Annotated in this window: 14 protein-coding genes; 8 read left to right on the top strand and 6 right to left on the bottom strand. The window is 68.2% G+C overall.

Going from position 1 to position 11794, the window contains the following annotated elements:
• Together ACWF9Z_RS33625 and ACWF9Z_RS33620 are read left to right on the top strand one after the other, a co-directional pair.
• Positions 1 to 598, top strand: a 598-nt coding sequence (locus tag ACWF9Z_RS33625) for a tetratricopeptide repeat protein (protein WP_453608855.1), incomplete at its 5' end; no start/stop codon positions are given.
• A gap of 142 nt (positions 599 to 740) precedes the next feature.
• Complete coding sequence (locus ACWF9Z_RS33620; RefSeq protein WP_453608852.1) at positions 741 to 1355, top strand: hypothetical protein; 615 nt, start codon at positions 741 to 743, stop codon at positions 1353 to 1355.
• Between the two features lie 8 nt (positions 1356 to 1363).
• Here the strand turns inward: ACWF9Z_RS33620 and ACWF9Z_RS33615 are convergent, their stop codons facing one another.
• Positions 1364 to 2203, bottom strand: a complete 840-nt coding sequence (locus ACWF9Z_RS33615; protein WP_453608849.1) for a S1 RNA-binding domain-containing protein — start codon at positions 2201 to 2203, stop codon at positions 1364 to 1366.
• A gap of 33 nt (positions 2204 to 2236) precedes the next feature.
• Here ACWF9Z_RS33615 and ACWF9Z_RS33610 point away from each other — a divergent pair, with 33 nt between their 5' ends.
• Positions 2237 to 2773 (top strand): hypothetical protein, encoded by a 537-nt coding sequence (locus tag ACWF9Z_RS33610; protein ID WP_453608847.1) that lies wholly within the window; start codon positions 2237 to 2239, stop codon positions 2771 to 2773.
• 38 nt (positions 2774 to 2811) lie between these two features.
• Positions 2812 to 3297 carry a DUF4265 domain-containing protein gene (locus ACWF9Z_RS33605; protein ID WP_453608844.1) on the top strand — a complete coding sequence of 162 codons (486 nt, stop codon included), beginning with the start codon at positions 2812 to 2814 and terminating at the stop codon, positions 3295 to 3297.
• A 14-nt stretch (positions 3298 to 3311) separates the two neighbouring features.
• Here ACWF9Z_RS33605 and ACWF9Z_RS33600 read toward each other — a convergent pair whose 3' ends face one another.
• Complete coding sequence (locus tag ACWF9Z_RS33600) at positions 3312 to 4196, bottom strand: barstar family protein (protein ID WP_453608842.1); 885 nt, start codon at positions 4194 to 4196, stop codon at positions 3312 to 3314.
• Between the two features lie 188 nt (positions 4197 to 4384).
• Between ACWF9Z_RS33600 and ACWF9Z_RS33595 the strand changes: the two genes are divergently transcribed.
• A complete protein-coding gene (locus ACWF9Z_RS33595; protein WP_453608839.1) occupies positions 4385 to 4927 on the top strand; it encodes a hypothetical protein in 543 nt (180 codons plus the stop codon).
• A gap of 196 nt (positions 4928 to 5123) precedes the next feature.
• Here the strand turns inward: ACWF9Z_RS33595 and ACWF9Z_RS33590 are convergent, their stop codons facing one another.
• On the bottom strand, positions 5124 to 5441 hold the full coding sequence (locus ACWF9Z_RS33590) for a helix-turn-helix domain-containing protein (protein ID WP_449486078.1): 318 nt from the start codon (positions 5439 to 5441) through the stop codon (positions 5124 to 5126).
• A gap of 72 nt (positions 5442 to 5513) precedes the next feature.
• Between ACWF9Z_RS33590 and ACWF9Z_RS33585 the strand changes: the two genes are divergently transcribed.
• Complete coding sequence (locus tag ACWF9Z_RS33585) at positions 5514 to 6443, top strand: hypothetical protein (RefSeq protein ID WP_453608837.1); 930 nt, start codon at positions 5514 to 5516, stop codon at positions 6441 to 6443.
• The gene (locus ACWF9Z_RS33580) at positions 6440 to 8086 is read left to right on the top strand and encodes a hypothetical protein (protein ID WP_453608835.1); all 1647 of its coding nucleotides are present in this window, start codon (positions 6440 to 6442) and stop codon (positions 8084 to 8086) included. Before ACWF9Z_RS33585 ends, ACWF9Z_RS33580 begins: the two co-directional genes overlap by 4 nt.
• A gap of 247 nt (positions 8087 to 8333) precedes the next feature.
• Here ACWF9Z_RS33580 and ACWF9Z_RS33575 read toward each other — a convergent pair whose 3' ends face one another.
• The 3 genes from ACWF9Z_RS33575 to ACWF9Z_RS33565 form a co-directional block, all read right to left on the bottom strand.
• Positions 8334 to 8567 carry a hypothetical protein gene (locus ACWF9Z_RS33575; protein ID WP_453608832.1) on the bottom strand — a complete coding sequence of 78 codons (234 nt, stop codon included), beginning with the start codon at positions 8565 to 8567 and terminating at the stop codon, positions 8334 to 8336.
• Positions 8555 to 9376 (bottom strand): ATP-binding cassette domain-containing protein, encoded by an 822-nt coding sequence (locus ACWF9Z_RS33570; protein WP_453608862.1) that lies wholly within the window; start codon positions 9374 to 9376, stop codon positions 8555 to 8557. The genes ACWF9Z_RS33575 and ACWF9Z_RS33570 overlap by 13 nt, the downstream gene beginning before the upstream one ends.
• Before the next feature lie 129 nt (positions 9377 to 9505).
• Complete coding sequence (locus tag ACWF9Z_RS33565; RefSeq protein WP_453608830.1) at positions 9506 to 10645, bottom strand: PucR family transcriptional regulator; 1140 nt, start codon at positions 10643 to 10645, stop codon at positions 9506 to 9508.
• 86 nt (positions 10646 to 10731) lie between these two features.
• On the opposite strand from ACWF9Z_RS33565, the gene ACWF9Z_RS33560 reads away from it, so the two are divergent.
• Positions 10732 to 11787 carry a ferredoxin reductase gene (locus ACWF9Z_RS33560; protein WP_453608827.1) on the top strand — a complete coding sequence of 352 codons (1056 nt, stop codon included), beginning with the start codon at positions 10732 to 10734 and terminating at the stop codon, positions 11785 to 11787.
• Positions 11788 to 11794: the final 7 nt, after the last annotated feature.

Raw genomic sequence — 11794 nt, 5'->3', positions numbered from 1 at the left:
CCGACCACTGCTCATCAGAAAGATCCCCACGCCCCACACCATGATCATCACAGCGCAAGGCGTGGACCGGAACCCCGATCTAAAACACGGCCTAGAAGCGCACATCCGCATCTCGGGCGACACCGCCTTCGAGACTCTGCAGGCCCGCGGCAACCTCGCTGTCACCTATAACCGTCTCGGACGCCACGACGAGGCCCTCCCCCTGTGCGAACAGGTCCTGGAAGCCCGCACCCGCATCCTCGGCGATGACGACCCCGACACCCGCCTGGCACGCAACAACCTGGCCGCCACCTACAGGCATCTCGGCCGCCACCACGGCGCCCTCCCCCTGTGCGAACAGGTCCTCGCCGATCACATCCGCATCGAAGGCGACGACGACCTGGGGACCCACAGCGCCCGCGCGAACCTCGCTGGCGCGTACCACCACCTCGGCCGCCACCACGACGCGCTCCAGCTGGAGGAACAAGTCCTTCAAGCACGCGTCCGCCTCCTCGGCGACGACCACCCCGACACCCACCGAGCACGCGCCAACCTCGCCATCACCTACAACCACCTCGGCCGCCACCACGACGCGCAGCGACTCATGGGCCAGGAGTGACCGGTCTTCGTCTTGCCAGGAGTACGGGGTGTTCACGAGTAGCTCTGATCAGTGCTGACAGAGGCCGTCCGTAGATCGCTTCCCGTTTGACATGTGATCGTTTCCCATTGCCGGGTGAATGCTGTCGACCGCCTGTCCTACTGTGATCATCGTGCTTGGGAATCCGTGGTTCGAGATAGATGACCCTGACGATGAGTTCGGCTTCGATGCTGCCGAGCTCGCCTTCGCGACAGCTCTCCGCGAGCAGGCCAGCTCATGGGATGTCCCTTATGCCCACAGCTGGGTCGGTCGCCCCGAGGACGATTCATCACTCCTGGCCTTCGTAGGGCTGAGCGATAAGCACCGCAGGGTGTCTCTGATCGATATCGGTGTGCACCTGGTTGGTTCCAGCGTCCGCGGCGACCGCCTCCACAATCAGCTCTACTTCCTCCCGGACCAGCCGACGAGCCTGGCGATGGAGGCGGTCGGGTCACCGCAGGAACTGGCTGAACGCACCGCCACATGGTTCGAGACCCTCTTGCGGAAGCCGATTGTTCGCCACGAGTGGGAACACAGCGGCCAGGTCTACGCGACCCGCTACTTGTTCGCGGACACCGAGGAGGGGCTGGTCCAGAGCTATAACCAGACGCTGGCTCCGTCGGGGCAAGCAAAGGGCCTGATCGATGCTGGCCACGTGCACGGTCGGGGTTGGATCCAGACCAGCGGGCTCGGCCGACCTGATCGCATCGTCAGCATCAGAGGTGAAGCGACTGCCTGAGCAGGCCGTCACAGGAGAGATCGTTTCCCATTCTGCGGCAGATTTCTGGCGGAAAGGGTGACGCGGCGGCGTACAAGGTCGACCTCGACGATCCGTACTGTGATCTCGTCGCCCTCACTGACGATCTGGCCGGGGTGCTCGACGGGCTCGTCAAGGAATTCGGTGTTGTGCACGAGGCCCTCGACGCCGTCGGCGATGCGGACGAAGGCTCCGAACGGAATCAGCTTGGTGACCTGCCCGGCCGTGACCATGCCTGCCCGGTCCGCGAAGGGAACGAGCGGGTCCTCTTGGAGGGCTTTCAGCGACAGCTGAACCTGTCCACGCCGGGTGTCCACGTCGATGATCTCGCCGATGACCTGCTGGCCGGCCGTGACGGCGTCGGCGGGATGGTCGATCCGCCGCCAGCTTAGTTCGGGGCCTCTGATGAACCCGGTGCCCTGATTGTCCGGTTCGCCGTCGAGGTTCACGAACACGCCGAAGTTGTGGACGCTCTGCACCCGACCCTCATGGGTTGCACCGCGCCGCAGACCAAGAAGGAATGCTCGCAGGGCCGGGTCCTCACACGCTGAGGCCGACGCCCAGACGCACTGCTGCTGCCAGTCGACGGCTATCACTTCGAAGGTGAGCCGCTGCCCGATGCTCACGGCTTCGGACGGGTGCCCAATGGCCTTGCGGGTCAGATCGCCGCGAGGGATACGTCCCAGCGCTTGCCCTGGACCAGAGAACCCGTCCAGTTCGACGAGCGCCTCCCGGTCCTCGACGCTGATGACTCGGCCAGTGCGAACTTCGCCGGCTCGTATGGTGCTCAGGAAATCCTTCAGGGTCTCGCTCGACAGGGGTTCGGTCACGGCCACGACTGTAGTCAAGGGGTGCTGCGGGCCTTGCCCCTCAACCAGCTGATCCTCATGCTCAGGCTCATGAATACGCCAAGCGGGACCTTCGATGCCGTGCCCCTGGAGGCTCTCTTCCCAGACGCCAGCGTCGCCGATCTCGGCCGCCTTCGGCGTTCAGCAGCAGACATCGACGGCGTCCAGATATCGGGGAAACCCCAGGTCTGGGAGTGGTTCCCGCAGCACGTCACGTTCCCGGGACGGTCTGTGACCGGCACACCGGAGATCTTGTTGGCTGAGGTCTCCCTCTACGACGAAGGCAGTGACTGGCTTGAGGTCTCACTCGACGTGGAGTGGACAAAGGAGGGCCTTCTCAATGTCTGGTCAGCCATCAGCGTGGCCTGCTGGTGCGAGGTGAACCATAACGCCCACTACATCGACCCCGTCGAACGGACTATCGTCGGCGCGACTTCGCTGGCTGACGCTTTCGAGACTGTGGCAGGTCGGTTCGTCCAGGGGCTTGCCGGGCCACGGGACGCTGAGTTCTGGAGAGCCCACGCGAGCCTCCCCCCTCGGAAGCAGAGATGAGGAGTGGGCGACTGCGGTCCAGCGAGGAAGATGGTGCGGTGACGAGCATCAGTAGCGACCATGTGAAGGTCCACTTCCGGATGGACATAGACGAGGACGGGTGGCCGCCGGCGAGTGTCGAGAGCCTGTGGGCGGTGGACCTCGGCGACGGCACAGTGCGGTTGGACAACACCCCGTGGTTCGTCCGTGGAGTCGCCAGCGGGGACGTCATCAAGGCGGAGCTCGATGGCGACGGTGTTCTCTGGGCCGGGGATACGGTCCGTCCGTCTCAGAACTGCACGATCCGGCTGATCGTGCTCAAGGACGACGGCTCAGCGGCTGCCCGGCAGAGCGTGCTGGAGGTCTTCCACCGCCTCGGCACGACGGGCGAGGGGATCGAGCGGTACCGGATGGTGGCCTTGGACGTCCCACCTGAGGCGAACCTGCCGCAGATCCGCAAGCTCTTGGAACACGGTGAGGCATCGGGGTGGTGGCACTGGGAGGAGGGGTGTGTCACCGCCGCCTGGGACGCTGCAGCAGAGTGACGAAAATCGGCTGCCTAGCCTCGGCGGTTGGCGTCCAGCCATTCGTCGCTGTTCCACATGACGGGCATGGCACCGACCGGGTCGAATTGGATGTCGGGGTCGTTGCTGTGGACCAGGCAGATCAGCCGGCGCTGAAGTACGGCCGCCCGTCGGGCTCGGTCGGCGATGATGTCGAGTACGACTTGCGCGGCCCGGGGGCAGGCACCTGCGAATCGGTCGTAGTCGGTGAAGGCGAGGACCAGTCCCGCGCCTTCCGCTGAGTCGTCGTAGGGGCCGTAGCCGGCGACATCGCCGAGGCAGTCGTTGAGCGCGTCAAGGTTGTGGCCGTAGTAGTCGGGGAAGCGCAGGGCGGCGGCGATGGCGCGGTGCATGTCCTGCTCCGTGGTCCATTGGCCCGCCGCCAGCCGGACGATGCGGAAGTCGCGATCTTCGAGACGCTGCACAGCCTGGTTGAGAAGTCGCTGGCGCCAGAAGAGGGTGACGAACGTGTTGCCCATGTACTCGATGCCGGGGAAGCCGGCCTTCGGCGCTCTCGGCGTTGGCTTCGAGGCGACGTGGCGGCGGTAATCGTCCAGCAGTCGGAAGAACTCCTCGACCGGGTTGGAGTCCGCAGGTGTGGTGCGTTCGATTTCGGCAGCCCAGCCGAGTGAACTGGATGTCCCGCGACTTTCGTGAAGCCATTGCGTGAAACGCTCTTCGGGCCAGAAATCGAAGGGCTCGTCGATCGCGTGCACGCCCAGTGCGACGCGGTAGCCGGTGAGGAGCGCTTCCAGATGACGCAGTGAGTGACCCGGCAGCCACATGCCGGGGCGGAGGCGGATCTGCTCGAGGAAGTCGTACACGTCCGTGCAGTCCTGCCAGTGCTTGACGGTGTTCTGCGGGCTGTCCTCGATCGGCATGGGGTGAGCCTACGGGGCGGGCAGGAGTGGTCTTTCAGCGCAGGGGTGCGGACCCGAGGCGGGCGAGGGCGGTCGTTTGGGAGCATCTGCGGTCACCCTCTGCGATCTTGTTGCGGCTCGCCCTACGTTTGGCTGGGGCTTCCAGTGCCGCGAGGCCCCGATGCCGGCTGGGTGAAGGCAGGGCTGCGATGACGTCGCTCTTCGAGCGTCTGGACACGGAAGAAGCCATCGTCCGAGGGGAGTTGTCTTCACTTCGCGAGAAGATCGCGACGGCGGAGGAACGGCTGGCCCACCTGACGATCACACGGGAGACCCTGCTCTCCCTGACAGGCCATGCCGGCCAGGCCGATGACAGCGCCGAACTTCAGTCACAGGAGCAGGACCCAGGTGACGGCGGGGACCTCGTGGACGGGTCGGTGCCCGGAGCGGCGCCCGGGGTTGTAACCAATCCCCGTGATCCGTCGGTCGCATCGAAGCCGCTCGAGTTGTCGGTGGCCCGCGAGCGAATGCTGGTGCTGCTGGCAGGGGCCGGGCGGGCGATGAAGGCACAGGACATCGCCGCGGCGATCGGCGAGGACATCTCGGATACCTCGAACGGTCGGAGGACGGAGACGACGCGGTCCCGGTTGAAGGCGCTGATCAGGGAAGGCCGGGTGGTAGAGGACCCCACGGGCTGGTTCGCGATCGCCCCGGCCACCAGGAACGAGCAGGGAGGTTCCGTACTGGTGTGAGCCATGCCGCGAGCGCGCGGCATCCAAGGGTGGCACCGCCGAGGGTTCAGCTCGGCGGTGCCGGGTTGCGTGACCGCCCAGCAGGGGTGGCTTCCGCATGTCCGAGCGTAGTAGAGGCATTCTCCGCTCGGCGTCGGGAGCCACGAAGTTCGTCATGCCCGTTCGCTGTTTGGTGTTTCCGGGCACGGATCGAGGCTCAATGCGTTCTGTTCCGTTCGATATTGATGCTGTCCGGCCACAGCGCGATACCGGTGAAGTGAGCCAGGCGGGCAATGGTTGCCACGTCGGGCCAGGACCGTCCGGCCAGCAGGTCGGCGATGGCCTGCCGGTTGACTCCGGAGCCGGCCGCGGCCGCCCGCAGGCTCAGCCCGAGGCGATCGAGGGCCTGGGCGAGGGTTCGGGCGATCTGGCGGACCGCTTCGGCGGCCGGATCGGCGATGACCTGCTCGGGCCAGGCTTCCGGGTCCTGGGTGAACTGCCGGGGGGAGCGTGCGCGGGCGCGTCCGCCAACCATGCGCGCACCACCTTGTCTGTTGTAGTTGATCAGCTGTGGAATGGCTGCTTGTCCAGCCGGTATGCATGGACCGTGGTCCTTGATCCCGACACGTCCGCGAAGATCACCCGGTACCGGCCCCGGGAGGCGCCCCCGCTCTGGGCGGAGGTCGCGCCGCTGGTGCGGTCCGTGGTCGCCGCCACCGTGACTGCGGTCCCCTACGACGTGGAGCAGTTGCTGCACGTCACCGGGCGTCTGGCGCTGTGGGCCGAAGCGAGCGGACTGGAGCGGTCTGCGGATGCGTGGTTGCGCAACGAGGTCATCGACGCGTTCGTCCTCTCGCGCGCCGGCGACATCGAAGGGTCGTCGGTGCGGACGTATCGGACCTGGTTGCTGAGGGTTCGGGATGCTCTGGCATGGAGTGAGCGCGGGGAGGCTGCTCCGGCCCGGATGCATGCCGAGGCGAACACGTATCAGCCTTATACGGCAGCCGAGTTGGCGGGTCTTCGGCACTGGGCCGCTCATCTGCCCCGCCAGCAGAAGACTGATGCGCTCGCGCTGATGGGCCTGGGGGCCGGTCTCGGCCTCATGCCGAAGGAGGTAGCGGCGAGCCGGGGCGCCGATCTGCAGCGTCTGCGTGGGAACGGCCCGCTCTTGCACACCGCCGTCGACCGCCTGGTTCCGCTCGTCGCCCGCGCCGCCTGGGACACCGTCCTGGGAGAACTCGCAGACCAGGCCGGGCGCAGGTACTTGTTCCGCCCGCGTCGGACCACCGAGTACGCAAAGAACCTGATCGGCTCCTGGTCCCTCACCCACCTGCCCCCGGATGGCCTGCCGACGGTGTCGGTGGGCCGGTTGCGGGCGACGTGGATCGTCGAGCTGATGCGAGCCCACATCGATCACCATCTGATCGCACAGGCGGCCGGGCTCGCCTCGGCCGCCTCCCTGGCACGCTGGCAGCACCTCGTCCCTCCCATCGATGACGCCACCGCCGCACGGCTCCTGCGCGGACCGGATCGGTGACCAAGCCGCGGGCCTGGCGGAGTCCGGAGAAGATCAGGAAGTGCCGGCCACGGCCAGTCACCGACGCGCCGTTCGAGATCCCGGACTCCAAAGTCGGCCAGCTCAACGCTCTCCTGCACGGCACTGGTGTGCTCGAGCTGATCGACGCCGAGCTGGCAGGGCGGCCCGGACCGAAGGGCCTGCCGGTGCGGACCGTGCTGGTGGGCCTGCTGCTGTCTCTGCACTACCACCGCAGCGCGAGCCTCGCGGATGTCTGCCGCGTTCTCCTGGACGAGCTGCGGGCTCCTGCCCGGGGCTGGCTGGGGATTCCGGATCCCGACTCGCTCGACGCTCACGGACGGCACGCGTTCACCCGTTGCGTCTACCGGTCCTTCGACCGGCTGACCACCGCGCTGGACCCCTTCCGCTGCGACCGCCGCCGTCGGCTGCCCGCCGACGAGGCCATGGTCGCGGTCTCGGCCTGGGAGGACACCGATACCGAACGAGTACGCCGCCGGGCCCTGCTGCAGGAGATCAGTGACCGCCTGGTCCTGATCGCGGTCCGCCTCGCTCACCGCCGGGGCCTGTTCAAGGGCTGGCAGGGCGATATCGGCGTCGACACCACCCCGGTTCCCGCCTGGCACCACGAACCCAGCGAGCATCGCGGTCTCGCGTCCGTCGAGATCACCGCCGGCTGGCACTACTGCGGCGGCTCCGACGAAGGGATCTTCGGGCACTCCGCCACGCTCCTCGTCGCTGCCAGCCGCAGGCACCCGGCCGGCCACCCTCAAGCCGGAGAGCGCGTCAGCCGGCACCCGCAGCTCGTGCTCGGCCTTGTCCTGGACAGCCCCGGCAAGCGGATCGGCCCGAACGCGATCCACTCCCTGACGGCTCTGGCCCCGTTCAGCTTCCCCACCGGGATCCTGGCGTCCGACCGCGCCTACACCGACCAGGTCTCCACACACTTCGCCCAGCCCGCAAGACGCCTCGGCTACCAGCTCGTCCTCGACTACAAGCGAGAGAACCGGGGCATCCAGGGCACTCACGAAGGCGCCCTGCTCGTCGACGGATCCCTCGCCTGCCCCGCCATGCCCACCGCCCTCGCCCAGGCGACCTTCGACCTCAGCGACAAAGCCGTACGCGGCATCGACGACGACACCGTGCTCCGCGAGCAGATCGCCGCCCGCGAGCCGTATTACCTGCGCCTCAAGGAGTCCGCGGCCAAACCCACCGTGCCCATCCCCCAGGCCGAACGCCTGCGAGCCCTGCCCGAGGAGGAACTGCCGCGGATCTGCCAGAAGCCGACGATCACGGTCCGGCCCGGCGACCTCGGCAAGCGCGACAAGTTCCGCCAGGACCGGCACTACCTCCACCCCAGCTGGCAGGACGCCTACCGGCCCGAACGGGCGAACATCGAAGGGGCGAACGGGAGGCTCAAGAGCCACGGCGTCAACATCGCCGACCCGAGCAAGCGGCTCGCCCACGGCCGTGTCGCGCAGACCATCCTGCTCGCCCTGATGGTCTGCAGCGCCAACCTGCAGATGCTCTTCAGCTGGGACCAGACCACCGGCACCACAGCCAACGGGAATCTTGCCGATGTGATCGCGGAGCTCACGGAAGCAGCTCCAGCCGCCATCACCACGAACGGGCTCTCCCCGCCCTAGCCGCCGCTGATGGTCAACACGAGCTTCTGACGCCCCGGCATCACGTGACGGGCTCGAGCACGCCCAGCAGCAGCTCCGACGCCCCTCGCGCACCCGAACCACCCCGAACCCCAGGCCGATCCTCCGCCAGACAGCGTCTCGAGGCCCCGCCCGCGTTCGGACATCACCTCGAACACACCCCACAAACGCCGAGATCCCGCCCAGCCTTTCGGCTGAACGGGATCTCGAGACGATCCTTGAGAGCTACTCAAGAACTGTCGGAGTACGGGTTCAGGAGGATTCCGGCAGCCGTCGCCACCATCACCGGGCCCGCGTCCAGGCCGTGTTGCCCGAGGTCCATCTGGTCGTGTACGAACGACATCGCCATGAGGATCATCAGCGGCACGAAGACCACGAAGATGTAGTTGGCCTTGATCCGGTGGAACAGCTTCCACTCCGTGCGGAAGAGGACCTTCATGTGTCGCATCGTCAGCCCGTGCATGCTGCCGTTGTCTCCTCCTCCTCGTCCCGGGTGCCGTGGTCGCCGGCGATGCCGATGAAGGCCTCTTCGAGGCTCGCGGGCCGCGCGGTGAACTGATCCAGCACCAGGTCGTGCTCCTCGGCCCAGTTCAGGAGTCGGGTGGCGTCCTTCTGCAACCGGTTGGTCGTCAACGTCACCCGTCCGCCCCGCCCCTCCCGGACCGGGCCGAGGCCGTCGAACGGCAGATCGGACGGCGTCCACCGGCTGTCGAGGCCGAAGGGCAGCGTGGACGGACGACCGGCGACGATCTCCGAGACGGTGCCGGCGGCCGCGATCCGGCCCCGGTGCATGATCGCCAGATGGTCCGCCAGCGACTCCGCCTCCTCCAGGTAGTGCGTGGTGAGCACGATCGTGGCCCCCTGTTCCCTCAGGTCCCCGATCAGCTGCCATGTCGCGTGTCGGCCTTCGGGGTCCATTCCTGCGGTCGGCTCGTCGAGAAGGAGCAGATCGGGCTGCGACAGCGTGGCCACGGCCAGATCCAGGCGGCGCCGTTCCCCGCCCGAGAGGTTCTGGACCAGCACGTCCGCGCGGCGCGCAAGCCCGCACAGCTCCAGCGCCTGGGCGACGGACCGGGACCGGGAAGTAAGTCCGGCCCCTCGAGCAGCTCGACCGTGGGGGTCTTGCCCGCCAACACGTGCCTGACGGGGACCGATGGCGACCCCGGCCGCATTTCGGCTCGATGGCGGGCGCGAAGGTGAGCGGCGCCCTGGCAGCCGCCGCGGGCGTCGGCGCCGTAGTGGCTTCGGCCAAGAAGGAGCACCAAGCGCCAAGCATCGAGCTTCGAGCAATTCGGTGCCGGCGGGGAGGCTCAACGGTTCGAGGCTCCCCGCCCCGTCGCCACCACAGTCTGCGATCAGGAACGCCTGAGCGGACGCAGTCGTGGAGGGCCGAAGGCCGCGTCAGGCGGCCCGAAGGCCGACCGCGAGCGTCAGTTCGAGGACACGTTGCGGCGACTCGAGGTCCGGGAACAGCTCCCGCAGTTGCGACATCCGGTACCGGACGGTCTGGGGATGGACGAACAACGCCGCCGCCACCTCGTTCCGCCTGCCGTGGTGCAGGAGCCAGGCCCGCAGTGTCTCCTCCAGCCGCCGCGCGGTCGCGACGGGCAAGGGCTGCAACGGTGCGAGGGCGCGGGCACGCAGGTCCGCGAACGCGTCCACGTCGGCGCTCAGCACCAGCTCGGGCAGGTGGTCCTCGGTGTCGCGGATATCAGAGGAGAGGGAGCGCGCGCGGACGGCTCGTGCGTAGGAGGCGGACGCACGGGTCCATGGCCGGGACGGACCGACGACGGCGGTGCGGTCGGTCAGCTGTCTCAGGAGATGTGACCGGTCGGCGTCGGGGACGAGCAGCACGCCGAGGGCGTCCGGCAGATCGTCGAGGACGAGGGTGCTCGGGTCGAGCGCGCGGTAGGCGGGCCGGGCCTGGGCGGCAGGCAGCAGGACCGCGGTCAGCGAAACGGGAGGCTGCCACCCGGCCCGTTGAACGGAGGCCCGCAGCACGTCCGGGCTCGCGTCGGCGAGGAGGTCGCGGACCAGTTGTTCCAGGTGGCGCTCATGAGCCCGGCCCCGGGCCGCCAGTTCGTCGGCGTGGCCCGCGGCGCTCGCGGCGGAGAGCTCGTCGATGTGGGCGAAGGTCAGCTCGGCGAACTTGGCGACCTCGGCGGCGGGCAGCCCCGCAGGTACGGCGCCCGCGGCCAGGCATCGCCAGGCCACGCGGGCGCCGACGCGGTAGGCGCTGAGCAGAGCGTCCATCGAGCGGCCGTCGCGCACCTCGCCGCGGCCCAGCTCGTAGGCCGCGTCCCCGCCGTCGCCGGCCGTGGCGTTCCCGCTCGCGAGGTCCAGGTAGTGCGCCAGGGCGGTGCGTACGGCTCGGCGGATGGTGCCGCCCATGCGGCCCGAGAGGGCGTTGGCGTAGGAAGGGACCTCGTCGATGATCGCCTGGACGACCTCGTCGGCGGTGGCCTTCAGCGCCGCCCGAAGTGCGGTGACCGTCGTCTCATCGAGGGCCAGTTCGGTGGCCCTCCGGACTGCATGGCTCATGTCTTGTTCCCTGCGCACAATTCTGCCGACCAGTTTCACGTCCTGCGGACAGGACTTTACGCCCTGAGGCGCATCAAGCTGGAGTCATGACGAGTGCAGCCCTCCGCAGTGGGGCGTGGAAACTGCTGGAGATGGTCACGACGCCGCTGCTGCCGTCGGACTACCTCGACCTGGTCAGCCCGCTGCGTGCGGGCGCTGACCTGCGTGGGCGCATCGAGGCCGTGCACCCCGAGACGGGTGACGCCGCGACCCTCGTGATCAGGCCGGGACGGGGCTGGCGCGGTCACGCGGCCGGTCAGTACGTACGGATCGGGGTCGACGTCGACGGCGTGCGCCTGTGGCGTGCCTACTCGCTCACCTCACCGACGAACCGCCAGGACGGCCGCATCACGATCACCGTGAAGGCGATCCCGGACGGCAAGGTCAGCAATCACCTGGTCCGCAGGGCGAAACCGGGCACGCTGATCCAGCTCGACCAGGCGAGCGGTGACTTCGTGCTGCCGGAGGCCAAGCCCGCCAAGGTGCTCTACCTGACGGCCGGCAGCGGCATCACGCCGGTGATGGGCATGCTGCGCGACAGCGAGTTCGACGACGTCGTCATGATCCACTCCGCGCCACAGCCGCAGGACGTGATCTTCCGCAACGACCTGCACGACCTGGTCGCGGACAAGAAGCTGCGTCTCACCGAGCTGCACACCGACACGGACGGCATGCTCGACATCGCCCGTCTCGACGAACTCGTGCCCGACTGGGCCGAGCGCGAGACCTGGGCTTGCGGCCCCGCGGGCCTGCTCGACGCCGCCGAGGCTCACTGGACCGATCACGGCGTCCCGGAGCGCCTGCACACCGAACGTTTCCGCCCCAGCATCGTCGTCGCCGGCGACGGTGGCGAGGTCACGTTCAGCACCACCGGCAAGACCGTCGACGCGGACGGCGCCACGCCGCTGCTGGACATCGGCGAGGAGGCTGGCGTGCTCATGCCGTCCGGGTGCCGCATGGGCATCTGCTTCGGCTGCGTCACGCCGCTCAAGGCAGGCGCCGTGCGCGACCTGCGCACCGGTGAGATCACCGAAGCCGAGCCGGGCGTCCTCATCCAGACCTGCGTGTCCGCCGCGGCGGGCCCCTGCGACATCGAACGGTAGGAGCACC

The organism is Streptomyces sp. NPDC054961, assembly GCF_053609145.1.
This window is presented reverse-complemented; position numbering and strand designations above follow the sequence as displayed.

What these genes read in the sequence shown, in the direction of transcription:
- ACWF9Z_RS33575 (WP_453608832.1), bottom strand. Translation starts at nt 8,567, where the DNA reads ATGCACGGGCTGACGATGCGACACATGAAGGTCCTCTTCCGCACGGAG.
- ACWF9Z_RS33590 (WP_449486078.1), bottom strand. Translation starts at nt 5,441, where the DNA reads ATGGTTGGCGGACGCGCCCGCGCACGCTCCCCCCGGCAGTTCACCCAG.
- ACWF9Z_RS33565 (WP_453608830.1), bottom strand. Translation starts at nt 10,645, where the DNA reads ATGAGCCATGCAGTCCGGAGGGCCACCGAACTGGCCCTCGATGAGACG.
- ACWF9Z_RS33600 (WP_453608842.1), bottom strand. Translation starts at nt 4,196, where the DNA reads ATGCCGATCGAGGACAGCCCGCAGAACACCGTCAAGCACTGGCAGGAC.
- ACWF9Z_RS33595 (WP_453608839.1), top strand. Translation starts at nt 4,385, where the DNA reads ATGACGTCGCTCTTCGAGCGTCTGGACACGGAAGAAGCCATCGTCCGA.
- ACWF9Z_RS33560 (WP_453608827.1), top strand. Translation starts at nt 10,732, where the DNA reads ATGACGAGTGCAGCCCTCCGCAGTGGGGCGTGGAAACTGCTGGAGATG.